Annotated in this window: 19 protein-coding genes and 1 riboswitch; of the genes, 5 read left to right on the plus strand and 14 right to left on the minus strand. The window is 68.4% G+C overall.

Annotated elements, in window-relative coordinates:
* Positions 1-8 precede the first annotated feature (8 nt).
* Genes ACVJ6E_RS03275 through ACVJ6E_RS03290 form a run of 4 tightly spaced genes read right to left on the minus strand, consistent with a single transcriptional unit; the run spans position 9 to position 4,684 of the window.
* Positions 9-797, minus strand: a complete 789-nt coding sequence (locus tag ACVJ6E_RS03275) for an ABC transporter ATP-binding protein (RefSeq protein ID WP_199681168.1) — start codon at positions 795-797, stop codon at positions 9-11.
* Positions 794-1,792, minus strand: a complete 999-nt coding sequence (locus ACVJ6E_RS03280; RefSeq protein WP_120268918.1) for an iron ABC transporter permease — start codon at positions 1,790-1,792, stop codon at positions 794-796. Before ACVJ6E_RS03280 ends, ACVJ6E_RS03275 begins: the two co-directional genes overlap by 4 nt.
* Positions 1,789-2,697 (minus strand): ABC transporter substrate-binding protein, encoded by a 909-nt coding sequence (locus ACVJ6E_RS03285; protein ID WP_120268917.1) that lies wholly within the window; start codon positions 2,695-2,697, stop codon positions 1,789-1,791. Before ACVJ6E_RS03285 ends, ACVJ6E_RS03280 begins: the two co-directional genes overlap by 4 nt.
* Positions 2,672-4,684 carry a TonB-dependent receptor domain-containing protein gene (locus ACVJ6E_RS03290; protein ID WP_120268916.1) on the minus strand — a complete coding sequence of 671 codons (2,013 nt, stop codon included), beginning with the start codon at positions 4,682-4,684 and terminating at the stop codon, positions 2,672-2,674. The genes ACVJ6E_RS03285 and ACVJ6E_RS03290 overlap by 26 nt, the downstream gene beginning before the upstream one ends.
* A 180-nt stretch (positions 4,685-4,864) precedes the next feature.
* Positions 4,865-5,080, minus strand: a riboswitch (cobalamin riboswitch).
* 459 nt (positions 5,081-5,539) lie between these two features.
* Here ACVJ6E_RS03290 and rnk point away from each other — a divergent pair.
* The 4 genes from rnk to ACVJ6E_RS03310 all read left to right on the plus strand — a co-directional run bounded on the left by rnk (position 5,540) and on the right by ACVJ6E_RS03310 (position 8,766).
* Entirely contained in the window at positions 5,540-5,971 is a 432-nt protein-coding gene (rnk, locus tag ACVJ6E_RS03295; RefSeq protein ID WP_120268915.1) for a nucleoside diphosphate kinase regulator, read from the plus strand.
* Between the two features lie 172 nt (positions 5,972-6,143).
* On the plus strand, positions 6,144-6,710 hold the full coding sequence (locus tag ACVJ6E_RS03300) for a GreA/GreB family elongation factor (RefSeq protein WP_120268914.1): 567 nt from the start codon (positions 6,144-6,146) through the stop codon (positions 6,708-6,710).
* Between the two features lie 36 nt (positions 6,711-6,746).
* Positions 6,747-7,490, plus strand: coding sequence for a sulfite exporter TauE/SafE family protein (locus ACVJ6E_RS03305; protein ID WP_120268913.1), 744 nt, complete (start codon positions 6,747-6,749; stop codon positions 7,488-7,490).
* A 28-nt stretch (positions 7,491-7,518) separates the two neighbouring features.
* The gene (locus tag ACVJ6E_RS03310; RefSeq protein WP_120268912.1) at positions 7,519-8,766 is read left to right on the plus strand and encodes a D-amino acid dehydrogenase; all 1,248 of its coding nucleotides are present in this window, start codon (positions 7,519-7,521) and stop codon (positions 8,764-8,766) included.
* Between the two features lie 85 nt (positions 8,767-8,851).
* Here ACVJ6E_RS03310 and ACVJ6E_RS03315 read toward each other — a convergent pair whose 3' ends face one another.
* The 10 genes from ACVJ6E_RS03315 to ACVJ6E_RS03360 all read right to left on the minus strand — a co-directional run bounded on the left by ACVJ6E_RS03315 (position 8,852) and on the right by ACVJ6E_RS03360 (position 19,508).
* Positions 8,852-10,318, minus strand: coding sequence for an NAD-dependent succinate-semialdehyde dehydrogenase (locus tag ACVJ6E_RS03315; RefSeq protein ID WP_120268911.1), 1,467 nt, complete (start codon positions 10,316-10,318; stop codon positions 8,852-8,854).
* A 69-nt stretch (positions 10,319-10,387) separates the two neighbouring features.
* On the minus strand, positions 10,388-11,122 hold the full coding sequence (locus ACVJ6E_RS03320; protein WP_120268910.1) for an ABC transporter ATP-binding protein: 735 nt from the start codon (positions 11,120-11,122) through the stop codon (positions 10,388-10,390).
* Entirely contained in the window at positions 11,122-11,862 is a 741-nt protein-coding gene (locus ACVJ6E_RS03325; RefSeq protein ID WP_097176654.1) for an ABC transporter ATP-binding protein, read from the minus strand. Before ACVJ6E_RS03325 ends, ACVJ6E_RS03320 begins: the two co-directional genes overlap by 1 nt.
* Complete coding sequence (locus ACVJ6E_RS03330) at positions 11,859-12,848, minus strand: branched-chain amino acid ABC transporter permease (protein WP_067221216.1); 990 nt, start codon at positions 12,846-12,848, stop codon at positions 11,859-11,861. The genes ACVJ6E_RS03325 and ACVJ6E_RS03330 overlap by 4 nt, the downstream gene beginning before the upstream one ends.
* Positions 12,845-13,735, minus strand: a complete 891-nt coding sequence (locus tag ACVJ6E_RS03335; RefSeq protein ID WP_199681167.1) for a branched-chain amino acid ABC transporter permease — start codon at positions 13,733-13,735, stop codon at positions 12,845-12,847. Before ACVJ6E_RS03335 ends, ACVJ6E_RS03330 begins: the two co-directional genes overlap by 4 nt.
* Before the next feature lie 83 nt (positions 13,736-13,818).
* Positions 13,819-15,048, minus strand: a complete 1,230-nt coding sequence (locus tag ACVJ6E_RS03340; protein WP_199681166.1) for an ABC transporter substrate-binding protein — start codon at positions 15,046-15,048, stop codon at positions 13,819-13,821.
* Positions 15,049-15,102: 54 nt separating this feature from the next.
* The gene (locus tag ACVJ6E_RS03345) at positions 15,103-15,513 is read right to left on the minus strand and encodes a carboxymuconolactone decarboxylase family protein (RefSeq protein WP_067221210.1); all 411 of its coding nucleotides are present in this window, start codon (positions 15,511-15,513) and stop codon (positions 15,103-15,105) included.
* Positions 15,514-15,532: 19 nt separating this feature from the next.
* On the minus strand, positions 15,533-16,789 hold the full coding sequence (locus tag ACVJ6E_RS03350) for an alpha/beta fold hydrolase (RefSeq protein WP_199681165.1): 1,257 nt from the start codon (positions 16,787-16,789) through the stop codon (positions 15,533-15,535).
* Positions 16,782-17,681: an NAD(P)-dependent oxidoreductase gene (locus tag ACVJ6E_RS03355; RefSeq protein WP_120268908.1), complete on the minus strand. Its 900-nt coding sequence runs from the start codon at positions 17,679-17,681 to the stop codon at positions 16,782-16,784. The genes ACVJ6E_RS03350 and ACVJ6E_RS03355 overlap by 8 nt, the downstream gene beginning before the upstream one ends.
* Positions 17,682-18,890: 1,209 nt before the next feature.
* Positions 18,891-19,508 (minus strand): GntR family transcriptional regulator, encoded by a 618-nt coding sequence (locus tag ACVJ6E_RS03360; RefSeq protein WP_199681164.1) that lies wholly within the window; start codon positions 19,506-19,508, stop codon positions 18,891-18,893.
* A gap of 274 nt (positions 19,509-19,782) precedes the next feature.
* On the opposite strand from ACVJ6E_RS03360, the gene ACVJ6E_RS03365 reads away from it, so the two are divergent.
* Complete coding sequence (locus tag ACVJ6E_RS03365; RefSeq protein ID WP_199681163.1) at positions 19,783-20,628, plus strand: N-acyl homoserine lactonase family protein; 846 nt, start codon at positions 19,783-19,785, stop codon at positions 20,626-20,628.
* Positions 20,629-20,694 lie beyond the last annotated feature (66 nt).

The following is a 20,694-nucleotide window of genomic DNA, read 5'->3' on the forward strand; positions in this document are numbered from 1 at the left end:
CGTCTCTGTCATTGTGCTGTCTCCCTGGAAATCAGGTCGCTCGGGACGACGGACGCCCGCCCCCCGATGTCGATATGTTCGGCGCGGATGCCGTAGACGCCGGCAAGACGCTCGGCGTCCAGCACCTCGCCCGGTGTCCCATCGGCGACGAGCCGCCCGCCGTCGAGCAGCAGCAGCCGGTCGCACCACCGGCTCGCCAGCGTCAGGTCGTGCAGCGACACGAAGACGGGACGCCCTTCCGCCACCAGCCCGGCCAGCACCTGCATCAGGGCGATCTGGTGCGCCGGGTCGAGGCCGTTCACCGGCTCGTCGGCAATGCAGGCATGCGGGGCCTGCGCCAGCATGCGCGCGATCAGCACCCTGGCCTGTTCGCCGCCCGACAGCGTGTCGAAGGGCCGGCGGGCAAAGCCGGCCACATCCATCCGCTCCATCGCCTCGCGGGCCTGGCGCAGGTCTTCGGCCGATGCCCCACCAAAGCCGCCGCGATGCGGCAGGCGGCCCAGCAGCACCACCTCGATACAGTCCATCGGCCAGTGGACCGTCCGCTCCTGCGGCATGTAGGCGATCAGCCGGGCCCGTTCGCTTGCCGGCATCGCGGCAAGCTCGCAGCCCCCCCAGCGGATGCTGCCCGCGTGGGGCTGCAATCCGGTCATCGCCCGCATCAGCGTCGACTTGCCGGCCCCGTTTGGGCCGATCACACCGACAAGCTGCGGCCGGTCGCAGGAGAAGGAGATCCCCCGCAAGGTCTCGCGCGTGCCCCGGCGCACGGTCACGCTCTCGCAGTCGAGACGGATCATGACGTCCTCCGGCGCAGGCTGATCAGCAGCCAGAGGAAGAACGGCGCGCCGAGAATGGCGGTGACGACGCCGAGCTTCAGGTCCCGGTCCGGCATCACCAGGCGCACCGCGATATCGGCGGCCAGCAGGAAGGCCGCCCCGCCCAGCGCGCTGGCCGGCAGCAGGCGCGAGGGCCGGTGGCCGACGAGCGGGCGGAGCAGATGCGGCACGATCAGCCCGACGAAACCGATGGCGCCGCTCACCGCCGTCGCCCCGCCGACGCCGATGGCGGTTCCCACCACCGCCAGCACCCGGGTGCGGTCGAGATTGACGCCAAGGCTGCGGGCGACATCGGGCCCCAGCGCCAGCGCGTCCAGCGCCCGCCCCGTCAGCGCCAGCATGACGCCGCCAACCGCGATGAAGGGCAGTGCCAGCCCGGCATGGACGAGGCTGCGGTCGGTCAGCGAACCCAGCATCCAGAAGACGATTTCCAGCGCCGCAAAGGGGCTCGGCGCCAGGTTCAGCGCCAGCGAGGTCAGCGCGCCTGCGAGCGAGGACAGCGCGACGCCGGCCAGGATGATGACGAGAATGTCGCCCGAGCGCCCCACCAGCATCTGCACCAGGGTCACCGCGATCAGCGCCCCGGCCAGCGCGCAGAGCGGCAACGCATAGGGGTGCAATGCCGTCAGCCCGGCATAGATGGCGATCACCGCGCCGAGCGAAGCGGTGGCGGAAATGCCCAGCAGGCCCGGCTCGGCCAGCGGATTGCGCAGGAAGCCCTGCAGCACCGCCCCCGACAGGCCGAGGATCGCGCCGATGGCCGCGCCCAGCAGCGCGCGCGGCAGACGGATCTCGACGAGGATCACCGCCTCCGCGCTGTTCGTGTCGTTGAAGGCTGTGACGAGCGTCAGCGGATCAATCCACACCTGCCCCAGCCCGAGCGAGGCGAGGAACAGCAGCGCGGCCAGCAGGCCAAGGCCGGCCAGCAACAGCGGGTAGCGCCGGTCCGCGGTCATCGGTTCGCCTCCGGCCGCAGTGAGGTCCCGCCGCCGGCCTCGGCGCGCAATCGTGCCACCGCCTCCAGTGTCAGCGGCGTGCCGCAGATCCAGTAGCGGCTGTCGGCGGAAAGCCGCCGCTCGCTGCCGAAGCGCGCGTCGAGCGCCGGATGGCGCAGGATCTCGGTCGCGCGCGAAGGATCGGCGAGCGAGCGCTCCCACAGCAGCACATAGTCCGGATCGGCCAGCACCAACGCTTCCAGCGGCAGCCGCGTCGTCCCGGTGATCTCGAGTTCCTCGCCGAGATGGCGCAGGCCCGCCGCGCCGACAATCTCGTTTTCCAGCGTGCCGCCGCCGGTGGTGAAGCTGTTGGCGCCGAAGGAGCCGAGCACCGGTGCATGCCCCTCCGGCGGCGCGGCGGCAAGGGCGGCGGCCTCTGCGTCGAAGGCGGCGATCAGCCGCGCGGCCTGCGCCTCGCGCCCGAGCAGTTCGCCCATCCGGCGGACGTTCTGCCGAATGTCGGCAAAGCCGTTCGCCGGGGCGAATTCCTCCACCCGGCGGCCGAGCCGCCGCAACATGTTGACCGTCGCCCGCCGCGTGTAGGTGCCCGAAATCACCAGATCCGGGTCGAGGCGGAAGATCTCCTCCGCCAGCCCGTGATTGATCGTCAGCCCGGCCGTCTGCGCGCTCATCAACGAGACGTCGGGCCGGGCCGCCAGGTAGGAGACCGAGATGAGCTGGCCGGGCGCGGCCACCAGCATGGCGATCTGGTCGGTGCACAGGTTCATCGACACCACCCGCCGGGGCGTCTCGCCCGTGGCGGACGCGGTGGCGACGGTGCCCGGACCCGACAGCGCCAGCAGGGCGGCGAGGACAATCCCCGCCGCCCCGCCCCTGGCGTCAGAAGCTCGCCTTGATGCCCGCATAGGCGGTCAGTCCTTGTGAGTTGTAGCTGTAGACTTCCTGGTACTGCTGATCGAGCAGGTTCTCCACCCGCCCATAGACCGTGAAATTGTCAGAAACCCTGTAGTCGGCACCGACATTCACAAGGAAATACTCGGACAGCGTCACCCGGGTCTGCGGCGTTGCGCTGATGAACTCGTTGTCCTTCATCCGGCCGTTGAAGATCGTGTCGAGGAAGAGGTTTCCCCGCCCTTCGTGGAAGGCATAGACGAGGCTGAGCGAGCCGGAGTGCTTGGGCCGGCGCACCTCCTGCAGGCCCGTCGGCTCGGTCGCATCCAGATAGGTGTAGGTGCCCTTGGCGTAGAGGTCGGCCAGCAGTTCCACGCCGAGCGACACCTCGATGCCCTGGCGCCTGCTGATCCCGTCCATGTTGGCCGGCGAGGAGCCGGCGCCCGCCACCCAGGGCGTCCAGATCTCGTCTTCCAGCCGCTCGTTGAAATAGGTCACGTCGGCGACCGCTCGCCCGCCCCAGAACCTTTGCTCGATGCCGATGTCCCAGGCGAAGTTCTTTTCCGGCCGCAGGTTCGGATTTCCGGTGAAGGTCGCCGGAATGAAGCCGAACTGCTCGAAAAAGGTCGGGTTGGTGATGCCCGTGCCGATGGAGGCGTGGAAGCGCGTACCGGTCTCGTGCAGCTGATAGGCGGCGCTGGCGCTGTAGGTCAGCGTGTCCTTGAACTGGTCGTTGCGGTCGTAACGCAGGCCTGCGCTGAAGAACAGGGCGTCGAGGAACGCGCCGCGATACTCGGCGACATAGCTGGTCAGGTCGCGCTGCTTGCCGGGAACCTGCGAGGGATCGTAGGCGGGAAAGGCGTTCTTGTAGTGCTCGCGCTCCCACTCGATGGCGCCGGTCAGGCTGTGTTCGGCGTCGAGGAAGTCCGGCGTCGTCGCCGTCACCGTCGCCTGATAGCTGAGGTGCAGGCGGCGGTCGTCGTTGCCGTTCAGGCTGCCGGAGTTGAAGCCGCGCCGCTCCAGTCCGGAGTATTCGGCGCGCGCCTTCTGCACCAGCCGGTCGTCGAATAGCGACCAGGACAGGCCGACGCCGGAGTAGAACTCCTTCGTCGCGTTGTATCCGGGCGTGTCGATGACAAGGCCTTCCGTCGGGGTCGGCGGCCAGGAGGAGTCCTGGTCGTCCGTGTCCGACTTGCGGTCGACATAGCGGGCGCTGAGATCGAGGCTCAAGGCCTCGGTGATGTCCCAGTTGAAACGGCCGTTCAGCGTCGCGTTGCGGTCGCCGTCCTTCTCCGAGCCGAACTGGGAGATGTTGAAGCCCTCGTTCTGCCGCCAGGCGCCGGAGACCGCGATGTCGAACCTCTCGCCGCCGCCGCGCACGCCCAGATGGCCGGCCACCGTCTTGTCGGTGCCCGTTTCTGTGCGCCCGGTGATTTCCAGGTCGTTGTGGATACCGCCCTTGGTGGTGATGGCGATGACGCCGGAGCTGGCGTTGGAGCCGTAGATGGCGCTTTGCGGGCCGCGCAGCACCTCGATCCGCTCGATGTCGGCGACCTGCAACCCGCCGAAGTCGAATTCGCCGCTGGAGGTGGCCGCCACCTCGACGCCGTCGATCAGCACCAGCACATGGTTGGCTTCCGAGCCGCGGATGCGGATCTGGGTCATGCCGCCATTGCCGCCGGTGCGCGACACCGCCAGGCCCGGCACCTTGCGCAGGGCATCGGCGACATAGCGCTGCTGCGTCGTCTCCAGCTCCTCGCCCGTGATCACCGTGTGAGCACGGCCCACCGCTTCGGCGGCGACCGGCGTGCGCCCGGCCGAGACGACGACCCGGCGCAGCTGCGTCGGCTCCTCGTATCCCCCTTGCGCGTCGAAGCCTTGCGCCTCGAAATCCTGGGCTCGGGCACTTCCCGGCGCCAGCACCATCGCGGCCCCCAATCCGGCCCCCAGCACAGCGGCCACCGGCCCGGCGCGCAAGGCGCCACGCGAAATCGAATTCATCCAGACACACCCCTGACGTGCGCCGAAACGCCCCTCGGCGTCCCGTCGCGATACGGCACGAGCCAGCGGACGCGACCGCGCAACCCCGCGCGAAGACGCAAGGCGGCGGCCTGCGGACGCAGGCGGTTTTCGGGTGTCACCTCAACGGAAAGCCGCGCCTCGACACACCCCGTATCGAAGGTCGGGTGACCGACAGGGGCAGGTCTCCTGGCTCACGGGTCATCGCGGACATTCACCTTCCCAACCCTGCCTTTGGCGGCGGGGTCAGTGGCCTTCGAGCGTCCACTCTCCGTTCACAGTTGCGGGGGCAGCCACGGTTTCGGTCCCTGTTGGGTACGCCTCACCGTGTTCCCTTTTCATCCGGACATGTCCGGAACCTCTGTCGCCGTAAAAGAGAGCGGTTTCGCGCGCCGGAGTCAATCATCTGTCGATGCCCTGTTCGCAGGCACAACCAGACGCTGCGTCAGGACGCCTGCCGGCCCGCTCCCGGCTGCCGCGCAGGCCGGCATGGCAACCCGGGGGCTGCGCGAATCCGGCCCCTCGCAGGGTTCTGCGCGCCTGCTTGCCGCGTCCGGGAAAGCCGTGACTTGACTTTCGCCCCGCAAGCACCGACCTTCTTGGAATGTACACGACCGCTCCGCGCCTGCTTTCCATTTTCAGGGTGTGCCCCATCGCGGGACACTGACCCCCGGCTCGGTCGCGTCGCGCCCCGGCCGCGGGGCATAGGCCGGCTCGTCCCCTAGCGGGCAGACAGCAGGCCACCAAGGCGGCGAACAACTTCCCACAACAGATCATGACCGCCCGACGCGCGCTCACGTGCGTCGGCGGCCTTACAACATTGCAAGGATGCCGAGAATGGCTCCAGCCATCCAGAAGAAGCGCAAGCCCGCCATCACCTTGACCCGCTCGGACCACGAGCGGCTGTCCGGGCTTGCCGATTCCATTTCCTCCCGCAATCCCGCTGTCGCGGATCAGCTGGCGAGCGAGCTCGACCGCGCCCGCGTCGTCGACGACCGGCGCATTTCCGCCGACGTCGTTCGCATGGGATCGCGGCTGCGCTTCACCACCGATGCCGGCGAGGACCGCACCGTGACGCTGGTCTTCCCGGGCGATGCCAACATTGCCGAGGGCAAGATTTCCGTCCTCACCCCGATCGGCGCCGCCCTGATCGGCCTGTCTGCCGGCCAGTCCATCGACTGGACCTCGCTGGACGGGCGCACCCACCGGCTGACCGTGGAGAGCGTCGAGTTCCCCGCCGTGGCCGAGGCCGAGGCCCGTCCGGCATGACCACCACCGGAACCGGGGCAAGCACCGAGCCGAAGCCGCGCGACCGGCTGGCGATTTTCGGAGGGTGTCTCATCGCAGGATCCTGACCCCTGTGCCGCGACCGAAAGCGGCCAGGGGGACTCCGATCCGTTTCACCTTTGCCGCTCCACGGACGGAGCGCTGGAGACCTGCGATGTCCATCGACACCTGCATCCTGACCACCAAGGACTTCACCATTCTCGAGGTGATGCGCGACCGCCGCCGCGGTCACGAGGACCCTCTCGCACCGATCCTCAAGCGCAAGCTCGAGGCGGCGACCATCGTCTTCCGCGAGGACGTGCCGGAGACGGTCGCCACCTTGAGCAGCCGCGTCACCTACAGCGTCGACGGGCGCACGCCCGACACGCGGGTGATCTCGCACGACCACCTGTCCATGCCGATGGGCATGTTCCTGCCGATCACCACCCGGCGGGGGCTGGCCCTGCTCGGCCTGTCCGAAGGCGAGGAATTCGTGCTTCAGGACGGGGCCGGGCGGCAGGAACGCATCCTGCTGCAGAAGGTGCATTTCCAGCCGGAAGCCGCGCGGCGCAGCGGCGGCGGCAGCACCGGAGAGACCGGCGAGACGGCGGCACAGGCGATGCCGGAGCCGGCGCGCCGCCGGCCCTTGCTGAAACTGGTGCATGGCGCCTTGGCAGGCGCAGACCGCCCCCGGGCAGGCGGATATAACGGACCTGAGGATCCCGGCCCCTCGGCCGCCTGAGGTCCGCGCAAGGGACAAGAGAGAGGACACCCACCCATGCTCGACTACATGGTGCTGGCGACGGCAGCCTTCGCCGCCGGCATGCTCAACACGATCGCGGGGGGCGGCACGTTCCTGACCTTCCCCGCGCTCGTCTATACCGGGGTGCCGGTGGTGACGGCCAACGCGACCAGCGCGGTCGCGGTGTTTCCCGGCTATCTCGGCGGCGTCGCCGGCTTTCGCAAGGAGATCGCCGCCCTCGACCCGCGCCTGCTGATCCGCGTCGTCATCGCCACCGCGTTCGGCGGCTTCCTCGGCTCGCTTCTGCTGCTTGTCTCCACCAACGAGGCCTTCTCGGCCGTCGTTCCCTTCCTGCTGCTTGCCGCCACCCTCGCCTTCGCCTTCGGCGAGCGGCTGCAGGGCTGGGCGCGCCGCCGCCGCGCCTCCTCCGGCGGGCTGTTCGCCACCACACTGGTTGCGATCTACGGCGGCTATTTCAACGGCGGCCTCGGCATCGTGCTGCTGGCGCTGTTCTCGCTGTGGGGCATGCGCGACCTCAACGCCATGAACGGGCTCAAGAACGCCCTCTCCTTCGTCCTTTCCGCCATTTCGGTCGCGACCTTCGCCGCGGCCGGTCTCGTCAGCTGGCCGCAGGCCATCCTGATGATGGTCGCCGCCACCATCGGCGGCTATGCCGGCGCACCGGTGGCCAAGGCCCTGCCGCGACAGGCGGTGCGGGCCATCGTCATCGTCGTCGGCACGGTGATGAGTATCGTCTTCTTCTGGCGCCTCTTCTCCTGAGGGTGCCGCAACATCGGGCAGTCAAGTCATGAAGGTTCTGGTTCTCGGCGGCGGCGTCATCGGCGTTACGACCGCCTGGTATCTCGCCCGCGCCGGTCACGAGGTCGAGGTGATCGACCGGCGCGAGGCAGCGGGCATGGAAACGAGCTTCGCCAATGCCGGCCAGGTCTCGCCCGGCTATTCCGCCCCCTGGGCGGGGCCCGGCGTGCCGCTCAAGGCGCTCGGCTGGCTGACCATGCGGCACGGCCCGCTGGTGGTGCGGCCCAAGGCCGACCCCGCCATGTGGGGCTGGATGCTGAAGATGCTGCGCAACTGCACCTCGGCGCGCTACGCGGTGAACAAGGCGCGCATGGTGCCGATCGCCGAGTACAGCCGCGACCTTTTGCGCGCCCTGCGCGCGGAAACCGGCATCGCCTATGACGGGCGCAGCCTCGGCACGCTGCAGCTGTTCCGCTCGGTGAAGCAGCTCGACGGCGTCGCCAAGGATGTCGACGTGCTGCGCCAGTTCGACGTGCCCTGCGAGGTGCTCGACCGCGAAGGCTGCATCGCCGCAGAACCCGCGCTCGCCCACGCCAAGGCCGATTTCGCCGGCGGCCTGCGCCTGCCGGACGACGAGACCGGCGATTGCCAGATGTTCACCACCCGCCTGGCCGAGATGGCGGCGGAGCTCGGCGTGCGCTTTTCCTTCGGCACGGAGTTCGTCGGCTTCACGCGCGAGGGCAACGAGATCACCGAGGTCCTGACCTCGAAGGGAACCCGCAAGGCCGACGCCTATGTGCTGGCGCTTGCCGCCCATTCGCCGGCCGCGCTGCGCCCGCTCGGGATCAAGCTGCCGATCTATCCGGTGAAGGGCTATTCCCTCACCATCCCGATCCGCGACGAGGCGCTTGCGCCGGTCTCCACCGTCATGGACGAGACCTACAAGACCGCGATCACCCGGCTCGGGTCGCGCATTCGCGTCGGCGGCACGGCGGAGCTCGGCGGCTTCGACACGGCGCTGCGACCGGCGCGGCGGGCAGCGCTGGAACATTCCTTCGGCGATCTGTTCGGCGGCAGCGCCGATCCGGCGGAGGCGAGCTTCTGGTGCGGCCACCGGCCAATGACGCCGGACGGCCCGCCCTATGTCGGCCCCTCAGGGATCGGCCGGCTGTTCCTCAATACCGGCCACGGCACGCTCGGCTGGACCATGGCCTGCGGCTCGGGCCGGGTGGTCGCCGATCTCGTCGATGGCCGCGCGCCGGAGATCGACATCGCCGCCCTGTCGCTCTCGCGCTGAGCGAACAAGGACGCCGGCACGAAAAAGGGCGGCCCGACATCTGCCGGGCCGCCCTTCTTGTTGCTTGCGTGCGTGCGCTACGGCCTCAGCCGATGCCGCCCATGCACAGATACTTCAGCTCCAGATAGTCCTCGACGCCGTGGCGCGAGCCCTCGCGGCCGAGGCCCGACTGCTTGATGCCGCCGAAGGGCGCGACCTCGGTGGAGATCAGGCCGGTGTTGATGCCGACCATGCCGCTTTCCAGCGCCTCGGCCACCCGCCAGACCCGCGCGAGATCCTTGCTGTAGAAGTAGGAGGCAAGGCCGAACTCGGTATCGTTGGCCATGGCCACGGCTTCCGCCTCGTCCTCGAAGCGGAACAGCGGGGCGACGGGACCGAAGGTCTCCTCGCGCGCCACCTTCATGTCGGTGGTCACGTCGGCGAGCACCGTCGGGCGATAGAACGTGCCGCCTTGTTCGGCGCGCTCGCCGCCCTCCAGCACCCGCGCGCCCTTGGCCAGCGCGTCGGACACATGCTCCTCGACCTTCTTCAGCGCCGCTTCGCTGATCAGGGGACCGACGGTCACCCCCTCCTCGAAGCCGTTGCCGATCTTCATGCCGCGCACCTTTTCCGCCAGCTTCGCGGCGAAGGCGTCGTAGATGCCGGACTGGACGTAGATGCGGTTGGCACAGACGCAGGTCTGCCCGCCATTGCGGTACTTGGCGATCAGCGCGCCCTCGACCGCCGCATCCAGATCGGCGTCGTCGAAGACGATGAAGGGCGCGTTGCCGCCGAGCTCCAGCGACATCTTCTTGATCGTGTCGGCGCACTGCTTCATCAGGATCCGCCCGACGCGGGTGGAGCCGGTGAAGGTGATCTTGGCGACCTTCGGGTTGGCGCAGAGCTCCTGGCCGACACCGGCCGAATCCGACGAGGGCAGCACGTTGAAGATGCCGGCCGGCACCCCGGCGCGCTCGGCCAGCACCGCCATGGCGATGGCGGAGAGCGGCGTCAGCTCGGCCGGACGGGCGACGAAGGAGCAACCGACGGCCAGCGCCGGCGCGACCTTGCGCGCGATCATCGCATTGGGGAAGTTCCACGGCGTGATCGAGCCGACGACGCCGACCGGCTGGCGGATGACGACGATGCGCTTGTCGGCCTGGTGGCCGGGGATCGTCTCGCCGTAGATGCGCTTGGCCTCCTCGGCGAACCACTCGATGAACGAGGCGCCGTAGAGGATCTCGCCGCGCGCTTCGGCAAGCGGCTTGCCCATCTCGGCGGTGAGGATGGTGGCAAGGTCGTCGGCATTCTCGACCATCAGGTCGAACCAGCGGCGCAGCACCGCCGCGCGCTCCTTGCCGGTCTTTGCCGCCCAGGCGGGCTGGGCCGCATGGGCCGCATCCACCGCGCCGGCGACGTCGGACGGACCGAGATCCGTCACGTTCGCCACCAGCTCGCCGGTCGCCGGGTTGTAGACCGGGAAGGTCTTTTCGCCGTCGATCCAGCGTCCGTTCACATAGGCCTGCGTCTTCAGCAGGCTGGGGTCCTTCAGGGCGAGGGCGTTCTCAGCCATGCGGGGTCGTCCTTTCTTCGTATCCGTGCGGGGGCAAGGCCCGAGCGGGGGGCATCGGGCCTTGCGCCGTCAGATGCCCAGATAGGCCTTGCGGATGCGGTCGTCGTGCAGCAGCTCGCGCGCCGAGCCCTCGATCTCGATGGAGCCCGAGGACATCACATAGGCGCGTTCCGCGCTGTGCAGGGCCAGCGAGACGTTCTGCTCGACGAGCAGCACCGTAACGCCGGAGCGGTGAATGTCGAGGAAGCGCTGGTGCATTTCCTCCACGACCAGCGGCGCAAGGCCGAGGCTCGGTTCGTCGAGGATCAGCAGCTTGGGCTCCAGCATCATGCCGCGGCCGACCGCCACCATCTGCTGCTCGCCGCCGGACATGGAGCCGGCATACTGCATGCGCCGCTCCTTCAGCCGCGGGAACAGCTCGAACACCCGCTCCAGGGACTGCTGCGTCGCTGCCTGATCGGCATGCGCGTAGGCCCCCATGCGCAGATTGTCCTCGACCGTCATCTCCGGGAACACATGGCGCCCTTCCGGAACATGGGCAATACCCAGCCCGGCGATCTCGTGCGCCTTCAGCTTCGTCAGGTCCTTGCCGTCGAAGACGATGCGGCCCTTGCACTGGGGCAGCAGGCCCGAGATCGCGCGCAAAAGCGTGCTCTTGCCGGCGGTGTTGGCGCCGATGACGGCAACGAACTCGTTGCGCGCCACATGCAGCGAGATGCCGTGCAGGACCGGCTGGGCGCCGTAGCCGGCGGTCAGATCGCCGATCTCCAGCAGGACGTCCTTGTCGTTGGCCGAGGCCTGCATCAGTGGCCCTCCCCTTCGGTCGAGAAATTGGCGCCGAGATAGGCGTCCAGCACCTTGCGGTTGCTGGCGATTTCCTCGGGCGTGCCGTCGGCGATCATCTCGCCGAAGTTCAGCACGATCAGCCGTTCGCACAGCTTCATCACCGCCTTCATGTGGTGCTCGACGACGATGAAGGTCATGCCCTCGTCGCGCAGCGAGCGCACGAGCTCGATGATCTCCTCCATCTCCGCCGGCGTCAGCGCCGCCATCACCTCGTCCAGCAGCAGGAGCTTGGGCGAGGTGCACAGGGCACGGGCCACCTCGACGCGGGCGCGCTCGGGGAAGGACAGGTCGCCCGCCTTCTTCTGAGCGATCGCGCCGATGCCGACCCGCTCCAGGCACTCGGCCGCAAAGCGGCGCGCATCCGCCAGGCTCCGGTTGACCAGCCCGCCGGTCACGACGTTGTCGAGCACGGAGGACTCGGCGAACAGCGCGACGTTCTGGAACGTCTTGGTCAGGCCCGACTTGGCGATCTGGTGCGGCTTCAGGCCGCCGATGCTCTTGCCGTCGAAGATCACCTCGCCCGAGCTCGGCGGATAGATGCCCACCAGCACGTTGAAGAGCGTCGTCTTGCCCGCGCCGTTGGGGCCGATCAGGCCGATGATCTCGCCGGGCGAGACGGTGAAGGTGACGTCGGAATTGGCCACCAGGCCGCCGAAGCGGCGGGTGACGTTCCGCACTTCCAGAAGATGGCCGCTCATGCGCGCTGCCTCCCCTTGAGCCGGTCGCGCACGGACTCGAACAGCGAGATCAGGCCGCGCGGGTTGAGCAGGATCACCACGATCAGCAGCATGCCGTAGGCGAACTGCGACAGGCCGGCGATGGAGTTGCCGAGATAGGAGTTGGCCATCTCTTCCAGCGGGATGATCACCGCCGCCCCGACCCAGGGACCGTAGAGCCGGCCGGCTCCGCCCAGGATCACGATCAGCGCCATCTTCACCGAGATCGTCGCCACGCCGAAGATCGTGTCGGGATCGAAGAAGAACTGGAACTGGGCGTAGAGCGTGCCGAGCATCGCCGTCAGAACGGCCGACAGGATCGAGGCATGCAGCTTCACCCGGTAGGTGTTGACGCCGATCACCTCGGCCGCCGTCTCGTTCTCCTTGATCGCGCGCAGCCGGTAGCCGAAGGCCGAGGTCTGGACCAGCCAGAACACCAACGACACCAGGATCATCGCGCCGAGGAAGAGATAGTAGTTCGGCAGCACCGTCTGGAACTGCAGCGCCCAGAAGCCGGCATCGGGACGGTAGGGAACCGAGATGCCGACCGGCCCGCCGGTGACGCTGGTCCAGGAGTTGGCGACGACGCGGGCGACCTCGCCGGCGGCAAGGGTTGCCAGCGCGAAGTAGTGGCCCTTGAGCCTCAGCGTCGGCAGCGACAGCACCAGGGCGAATATCGCCGCCAGGAACATGCCGACGAACACGCCGAGCAGCGGCGACAGGCCGAACGAGCCGAACAGGATCGTCGAGCTGTAGGCGCCGATGCCGAAATAGGCCGCGTGGCCGAGCGAGATCTGGTTGGCGAGACCGCCGACGATGTTCCAGGCCTGGCCCATCGCGCAGAACAGCAGCATCAGGCACAGGATGCGCAGCGTGTAACCGAAGGGATCGAGCCCGAGCGGCGCAACGATCAGCGCCAGGACCACCAGCGCCGGGAGCGCGATGGAGAGCGTGTTGGAGCGGGTCATGAACGCCTCCGGGCGACGATGCCTTCCGGCCGCAGCGCCAGCACGAGGATGAACACCACGAACAGCGCGAGGTTCTGCAGCTGGATCGGCATGAACAGGGCGGAGAAGGACTGGATGATGCCGACGGCGATGCCGCCGATGATCGCACCGGTCACCGAGCCGAGACCGCCGAGCACCACCACCGTGAACAGCAGCACCGCATAGCCCGAGCCGACCGCCGGCGAGGCGGTGATGTAGGGCAGCACGACCGAGCCGCCGAAGGCGGTGGTACCGACGCCGAGGCCGAAGGCGACCGAATACATCAGGTCCGTGTTGACGCCCATCAGCTTGGCCGCCATCGGATCCTGCGAGGTCGCGCGCATGGCCGCGCCGAAGCGGGTCTTGTTGAGGAACAGCCACACCGCGCTGCCCGACAGCAGGGCCATCAGGAAGGCGTAGAGCTTGTCCATGCCCACCAGCAAGCGCTCGCTGCCGTAGGAGAACAGCGTCAGCGACTGGGTCTGGTAGGGGGTCGTGACCGAGCGGTATTCCGCGCCCATGATCATCAGCGCGGCGTTTTCCAGCGCGAAGAGCATGCCGACGGTCAGGAAGATCTGGGCGACCTGCGGGGCGCCGAGCACCGGGCGGATCAGCACGCGCTGCAGCACCATGCCGAAGCAGAAGGTCACCGCCAGCGCGATGAAGGCGCCGAGCATCGGGTCTAGGCCGAAGAAGTGCCAGCACGCCCAGCCGATGAACATGCCGATCATCATGAACTCCGCATGGGCGAAGTTGACGATGTGCATGACGCCGAAGACGAGGCTGAGACCGATCGCCAGCACCGCGTAGACGCCGCCGATCATGATCCCGTCAAGCAGGGTCTGTAGCAGGATGATGAGGTATTCCATTGTCCCCTCACAAGGTTCGCCGGGAGGGCGTGGTCACCCTCCCGGCAGCCTGGCAGCCCCTCAGCGGGGGCTTGAGGTCGGGATCAGAGGCTGTGCCAGACGGCCTCGGCCTTGGCGTATTCGGCCGGAGCGACGGTCACCAGCTCGTCGCCGCGCCACTGCACCATCATCGGCACCGCGTGGACGTTGAGGCCGGTCTCGTCGAACTTGATCTTGCCGCCCGACATGACGGTGGCCCAACCCTCGTCGAAGGTCTCCGAGGCGATGACGTCGCGCAGCTGGCGCGGGTCGGCGTTGCCGGCCTTCTCCAGAGCCGAGGCGAGGACGCCCATGCAGGCCGCATGCTCCTGCGCCTCGTGCACCATGAAGTAGCCGAAACGCTCGCGGAACCGCTCGGTGTATTCCGGCGCCTGGTCGTAGGCGGCCGGCGAGATCGACAGCACGTCGTCGGCGAGATCGCCGAGGCCGTTGCGGAAGTCCGGGATGATGTAGCCGGCCGCGCCGCCGATGGTCGGCAGGTTGATGCCCTGCTGGCGCATGTTGCGGATGATCAGCAGGCTGTCGTTCAGGTACGAGACCGGGAACACGGCCTGGGCCTCGGTGCGGCGCAGCTGGTTGATCAGCGGCGACACGTCGGTGATGCCCAGCGGATAGGCCTCGTCCATCACCACCTCGATGCCGTTGGCCTCCGCCGCGGCGCGCAGGCCGCCGGCCTGCGAGGTGCCGTAGGCGGTGTCCTCGTACATGATGGCGATCTTGGTGATCTCGTCGCCGGCCTTGCGGGCCAGATCGAGCGTGTGGGTGATCGTCGCCGAGCCCAGCTGCGAGGCCTTGGAGACCACCTGGAAGATGTTGCGGAAGCCGCGGCCGGTCACCTGGTCCGAGAAGGACATGGTGAGCAGCGGCACGCCGCGGCGCTCGGTCACCTCGGAGATCGCCAGCGTCAGCGACGAGGCGAAGGCGCCCAGCACCGCGCACACGCCGTCCTGCGACATCATGCGCTGCGCCACGGTTGCGGCCTGCGTCGGGTTGGACGTGGCGTCGGAGATGATCAGGTTGATCTTGGCCCCGCCCATCGACTTGATGCCGCCGGCAGCGTTGATCTCGTCGGCGACGAGCTGGATGCCGTTGCGCGAGTTGATGCCGAACTGGGCGTTGGCGCCCGACAGCGGCTGGATCACGCCGACATTGATCGTGTCGGCGGCAAAGCCGCGGCGCGCGTAGAACGGCATGGTCAGCGCCGTTGCGGCACCGGCCGCCAGCACCTGGCGACGCGACAGGCTGAACGGGGACTTGGACGTGTCTTTGGTCATCTTAGGTTCCTCCCAGGGGTGGTTGCCCGGATATCGCTCCGGGCGCTGCGCAGTTCAGATGCCCATTTCCTCGAAGACTTCCTGGGCCGTGCGGAAGCTGTCGATGCCTGCCGGAACGCCGCAATAGATGGCGACCTGCAGCATGATCTCGCGGATCTCTTCCTTGGTGAGGCCGTTGTTGATCGCGCCGCGCACATGCAGGCGCAGCTCGTGGCTGCGGCCGAGCGCCGAGATCATGCCGAGGTTGAGGATCGAGCGCTCGCGGCGGCCGAGGCCCTCGCGGTTCCACACATCGCCCCAGCAATACTCGGTGACGAGCTGCTGCATCGGCCAGTTGTAGTCGGTCGCCTTGTTGACCGAGGCGTTGACATAGGCATCGCCCAGCACCTCGCGGCGGGTCTTCAGGCCGGCCTCGAAGCGCTCGCCGGCCGGCGTGCCATCGGGGCGCATGGTCTTGGTGGTCATCGTTGCTTCCTTCAGTTGCTCACGAGTGAGAGGGGGCGCCGGGTCCGGCGGCGAGAAGCGCCAGCGCCTGATCCAGGTAGCCGGCGAAAAGGTCGGGATGTTCGGTCATCGGGAAATGGCCGAGATCGGGCATGACGATCTGGCGCGCGCCCGGCATCAGGGCGCAGAGCCGCGCGCCGTCGTCCGGCGTTGCCGAGTAGTCGTAGGCGCCCGACAGCAGCACCACCGGCAGGCGGGCGGCGTCGACCATCGGGGCGATCTCCTCGCCGTCGAACTCCAGCGAATAGAAGCCGAGATCGGCCTGATAGACGCCCGGCGCGCCTTGCGAGTAGATCCAGGCGGCGCGGCGGCGATAACCTTCCGGCGAGGTCGGCGCCATCAGCCCGCGCACGAAGGCGCCGTTGTGCAGGCCGGCATGGACGCCGACGTCGTTCTGGCCTCGGTTGATCCGCCCCTTGGAGCGGTAAGGCGGCTCGATCGGCAGCACGCCGCGCAGCAGCTCCGGCACACGGGCCGCGCAGACCAGCGTCACCGCCGCACCCATCGAGCAGCCGGCCAGGATCGCCGGCCGGCCGACGACCTGCGCCAGATAGGCCTTCACCCAGTCGAGATAGCGGTCCGCCGTCAGCGTGTAGGGCGCGCCGTCCCAGCCGAGCGGCGGCATCGAGCGCCCGTGGAAGGGCATGTCCGGCGCGTGCAGCTCATAGGCATCGCCCAGCGCGCTGTCGGCCATCTGCGCCTCGAACTGGCGCGCATCCGCCCCCGCCGTGTGCAAAAAGACCAGCGGCACCGCGCCCTTGCGGCCCGCAATCTCCGTGTGGATCTCCAGCGGGCCTTCGGTGCAGTTCAGCGTGATCCTGCGCCCGGTGACGCCCTCGATGCGCCGGGTGCGCTTCGGCGCTGCGAGCTCGGGCGCGGCCAGTGCCATCTCGAACAGCCGCTCCAGCGCGGCGCGCGCCCTGGCAAGGCCCAGCGCATCGCCCGTCACCTCGACATCCGGATTGGCGATCTGCAGAGCGGTAAAGCCCTGGTGGCGCGGCGGCGGCGGCACCTGGAGCATCTTCTCCAGCACGCCCTCGCCGAGGCGCATCTCGATATCGGCGACGATCCCCGCGCCCGCCGGCTCCACCCTGCCCTCCTCGATCCACAGCACGGCGCGCGCGCCGCCCGAACGGATCGACAGCGCCACGGCGAGGCCCGGCGACAACCGGGTCAGCTCCGGATCGCCGGAGGCGGCCTGAAGGCGGCCGACAAGGGTGGCGAGCAGGTCAGCCACGGCGCGAGCCGCCGTCGACATAGCGGTAGATCTCGGTGTGGTCGGCACCGGCCGGCAGTTCGTCCGTCGCCGCGTTCCACTCCTGCGACGTGCGCGCCAGCAGCTTCATGTCGAGGCCGAGATCGCCGGCGAGCCCGGCCGCGATGCCGATATCCTTGGACATCAGCGCCAGATCGAAGCCCGAGTTGAAGGCACCCGACAGGATGAACTTCTTGACCTTGTTCTCGGTCGTGTTGTTGCGCCCGGTCGAGGCATTGAGAATGTCGGTGATCACGTCCTCGTCGAGGCCGAACTCGCGGCCGACGATCAGCGCCTCGACCGCGGCCAGCGCACCGGCCGCCGAGACGTAGTTGTTCAGCACCTTGATCACATGGCCGGCGCCCAGCTTGCCGGCGAGGAAGATGCGGTCGCCCATCGCCTTCAGCACAGGCTCGGCGCGGGCCGCATCGCCCGCCTCGCCGCCGACCATGATCGCCAGCGTGCCGTCGATGGCCTTGCCGACGCCGCCGGAGACCGGCGCATCGACCAGCGAGAGGCCGCGCGCCTTCAGCTCTTCGGCGAGCTTCAGCGTGTCGGCAGGCACCGACGAGCTCATGTCGATCACCAGCGCGCCCGGCGCCACGTCCGCCAGCGCGTTCTCCTCGCCGACGAGGCAGGACGCGACGATGGCCGAGGTCGGCAGCATGGTGATGACGATCTCGGCGCCGCTTGCTGCCGCACGGGCGCTGTCCGCCGCCGTGCCGCCCTTGGCGGCGAAGGCCGCGCCGGCCTCCTTCGAGCGGTCGTAGCCGGTGACCTGATAGCCGGCCGAGACCAGGTTGACCGCCATCGGCAGCCCCATCCGACCAAGGCCGATGAAGGCGATTTTCGCGGCGACCGTTTGCTCGACCATTTTTGTAACTCCCTGGCTTTCAGCCTCTGCATAACTGACAGGGCGGCATTATCAGATTATCAGACAATCTGTCAATCAGTCGCGCAAGTGCCTGCGCTTGCAGGCAAACCTGCCGCGGCACCATCGCGACACAGGCGCGAAACCGCACAAGACGCGGGCCGAAAGGGCATCAGGCGGGAGGTCGGGAGGCGGTTGGGAGGCGCAGGTTGGGGGACGCCGGGTTGGGAGAAAGCTTGAACCTCAGCCCGAGACGGAGGCCCGGCCCCACATCCCCTCGGCCGTCAACCCGCATCCCCTCGGCCGTCCCCGCACCCCCTCAGCCGTCACCCCGGGCAAGCGAAGCGCGACCCGGGGCCCATTGGCTTCCAGAGCGGCGGTGAGGACACGCCCGCGCAAACCCCGACCACAGGATGTCATCCCGGTTTCGGCGAAGCCGAAGACCGGGATCCAGTACACTCGAACGGTTGAAGTCGGGCCTCGGCCCTGCGGCCTAACCGCCGGTGGCGGCTAGCTTTGCGCCACCATCTGCCCCAGCGGATACTGGACGCCTGCCTGCGCAGGCGTGACAGCCGAGGAGGTGGCGATGCACCCCCGCCTCACACCTGCCGAGGGTGCCAATGGGTCCCGGCTCTCCGGCTTCGCCTGCGGCCGGGATGACCTCCGAGAGGGAGGAACGGCCTCGCATCCCCTCGGCCGTCCCCGAGAAAGAGGCACGGCCCCACATCCCCTCGGCCGTCACCCCGGGCAAGCGCAGCGCGACCCGGGGCCCATTGGCTGCCAGAGCGGTGGGAAGGACACGCCCGCACAAACCCCGACCACAGGATGTCATCCCGGTTTCGGCGAAGCCGAAGACCGGGATCCAGTACACTCGAACGGTTGAAGTCGGGCCTCAGCCCTGCCGCCGAACCGCCGGCGGCGGCTAGCTTTGCGCCACCATCTGCCCCAGCGGATACTGGACGCCTGCCTGCGCAGGCGTGACAGCCGAGGAGGTGGCGATGCACTCCCGCCTCACACCTGCCGAGGGTGCCAATGGGTCCCGGCTCTCCGGCTTCGCCTGCGGCCGGGATGACCTCCTGAGACGGAGGCACGACCCCGCATCCCCTCGGCCGTCACCCGCCCCCCTCAGCCGTCACCCCGGGCAAGCGAAGCGCGACCCGGGGCCCATTGGCTGCCAGAGCAGTGGTAAGGAACCGCAGAGAAAGCCCCCCCTCAGGCGACTTCCGCGTCGCTCAGCAGCTGAAGGGCGATCTTGCTGCTTTCTTCCACGTGGGTGATGCTGGCGCGGCGTGCCCACTCGGCATCGCGGGCGCAGATTGCCTTGGTGATGTCGCGGATTTCCTCGACGCTCTTCGGCAGCCGGTGCGGCTGGGTCATCGTCGTTGCGCGCAGCATCGAGACGCGGTTGTGCAGCGAGGTCAGCATGTCCTCGACATAGATATTGCGCGCGCCCGCGATCAGACAGCGATAGAACTCCGCCTTGCGCGCGACCAGCTGCTCGGTCGGGGCCTTTCCCTCGGCTGCCGCCGCGAAAGCCTCGCAGGCCGCATGCAGCCGCTGGTGCTCCTCGTCGGAGCCCTTGGCGGCGAATTCGGCGCCGCAAAACCCTTCCAGCAGCGCACGCAGCTGATAGAGCTGCTGCGCCTCCTCGAAGGAGACCTTGGTGACGATGGGACCGCGATGCGGCTCGGTGCGGATCAGGCCTTCCGCTTCCAGCTGACGCAGTGCCTCTCGCACCGATGTGCGGCCGACATCGAATGTCTCGCAGAGTTCGCGTTCGATGAGACGGTCGCCCGGCTTGAAATGACCGGTGGCGATCAGCTCGCGCATCTTTTCCTCTACCAGATGCCGAATCGTCGCGCGCTGTTTCGAGATTCGCAGTCTCGCCTGTTCCATCGATTCCACTTTCTTCCGTCCGGCCTGTCGCGCACCGGTTGCTCCGCGTTCCATAGCATATCCGAATGCGGCTGCGCTCGATGTTAGACATCTGGCTCGCCGGCGAGTATAGACCGAAAATGACAGATTGTCAGACAACCTGCCCGTTTCCGTTTGCCGCACCCTTTTGCGGCACCGGCCTGCGGGCAGACAAGGGAGGGAGGTTCCCGTGACGACGACCAGCAAGATCCCCGGCTTCCCCGCACCCGGCCGCGCGCAGTCCCTCAAGGGGCCGGCCAAGCCCTGGGAGGTGATCGCGCTGCGCTATGCCACCAAGGACCTGCCGGGGAACCATGCGGTGCTCGATCCGGACCCGCACGAGGGCGAGGCCCGTCTCGACTATTATATCTGGCTGTGCCGCAACGGGGATAGGACCGTGCTCGTCGACACCGGCTTCGCGCCGGAGGAAGGCGCCGCCCGCCAGCGGATCCTGCTGACCCACCCGGTCGAGGCCTTGAAGCGCATCGGCGTGGAGCCGGAGGACGTCACCGACGTCTTCATCACCCACCTGCACTACGATCACGCCGGAAACCTGCGCCACTTTCCGAACGCGACCATCCACCTGCAGGACGCGGAGATGGCCTATGCGACCGGGCGCTGCATGTGCCACGCCCGGATGCGCAAGCCCTTCGCGGTCGAGGACGTCAAGACGGCGGTAGAGATGGTCTATCGCGACCGGGTGCGCTTCCACGAGGGGGATTACACGCTGCTGCCGGGTCTGACCGCCCGCCTCGTCGGCGGTCACTCGAAGGGGCTGCAGATCCTGGTGGTCGACGGCGAGACGCCGCTGGTCATCGCCTCGGACGCGCTGCACCTGCGCCGCTACCTGACCGACGGCCAGATCTTTCCGGTCTTCGCCGACTATTACCGGACGGTCGAGGGCTACCGCGTGCTGCACGAGCTGATCGAGGCCGGCTGCGAGATCCTGCCCGGCCACGACCCCGACGTCGTCACACTTTATCCCCGCGTCCAGCCCGACTGGGAAGACGCCGTCTTCATTCGCAAGGGGGCGTGAGCGGGCCGACACCCCGGAGGCAGACTCGGTCTCAACACGCCGGGTTTCGCCGATTTCGGGAATTTG

The sequence above is a fragment of the Stappia sp. G46H5W genome, from assembly GCF_058448995.1.

Bases quoted from the DNA above. Each gene is read 5' to 3' on its own strand.
- ACVJ6E_RS03275 (WP_199681168.1), bottom strand. From the start codon at position 797: ATGATCCGTCTCGACTGCGAGAGCGTGACCGTGCGCCGGGGCACGCGC.
- ACVJ6E_RS03280 (WP_120268918.1), bottom strand. From the start codon at position 1,792: ATGACCGCGGACCGGCGCTACCCGCTGTTGCTGGCCGGCCTTGGCCTG.
- ACVJ6E_RS03285 (WP_120268917.1), bottom strand. From the start codon at position 2,697: ATGCGGGCATCAAGGCGAGCTTCTGACGCCAGGGGCGGGGCGGCGGGG.
- ACVJ6E_RS03290 (WP_120268916.1), bottom strand. From the start codon at position 4,684: ATGAATTCGATTTCGCGTGGCGCCTTGCGCGCCGGGCCGGTGGCCGCT.
- rnk (WP_120268915.1), top strand. From the start codon at position 5,540: ATGGCTCCAGCCATCCAGAAGAAGCGCAAGCCCGCCATCACCTTGACC.
- ACVJ6E_RS03300 (WP_120268914.1), top strand. From the start codon at position 6,144: ATGTCCATCGACACCTGCATCCTGACCACCAAGGACTTCACCATTCTC.
- ACVJ6E_RS03305 (WP_120268913.1), top strand. From the start codon at position 6,747: ATGCTCGACTACATGGTGCTGGCGACGGCAGCCTTCGCCGCCGGCATG.
- ACVJ6E_RS03310 (WP_120268912.1), top strand. From the start codon at position 7,519: ATGAAGGTTCTGGTTCTCGGCGGCGGCGTCATCGGCGTTACGACCGCC.
- ACVJ6E_RS03315 (WP_120268911.1), bottom strand. From the start codon at position 10,318: ATGGCTGAGAACGCCCTCGCCCTGAAGGACCCCAGCCTGCTGAAGACG.
- ACVJ6E_RS03320 (WP_120268910.1), bottom strand. From the start codon at position 11,122: ATGCAGGCCTCGGCCAACGACAAGGACGTCCTGCTGGAGATCGGCGAT.
- ACVJ6E_RS03325 (WP_097176654.1), bottom strand. From the start codon at position 11,862: ATGAGCGGCCATCTTCTGGAAGTGCGGAACGTCACCCGCCGCTTCGGC.
- ACVJ6E_RS03330 (WP_067221216.1), bottom strand. From the start codon at position 12,848: ATGACCCGCTCCAACACGCTCTCCATCGCGCTCCCGGCGCTGGTGGTC.
- ACVJ6E_RS03335 (WP_199681167.1), bottom strand. From the start codon at position 13,735: ATGGAATACCTCATCATCCTGCTACAGACCCTGCTTGACGGGATCATG.
- ACVJ6E_RS03340 (WP_199681166.1), bottom strand. From the start codon at position 15,048: ATGACCAAAGACACGTCCAAGTCCCCGTTCAGCCTGTCGCGTCGCCAG.
- ACVJ6E_RS03345 (WP_067221210.1), bottom strand. From the start codon at position 15,513: ATGACCACCAAGACCATGCGCCCCGATGGCACGCCGGCCGGCGAGCGC.
- ACVJ6E_RS03355 (WP_120268908.1), bottom strand. From the start codon at position 17,681: ATGGTCGAGCAAACGGTCGCCGCGAAAATCGCCTTCATCGGCCTTGGT.
- ACVJ6E_RS03360 (WP_199681164.1), bottom strand. From the start codon at position 19,508: ATGCGCGAGCTGATCGCCACCGGTCATTTCAAGCCGGGCGACCGTCTC.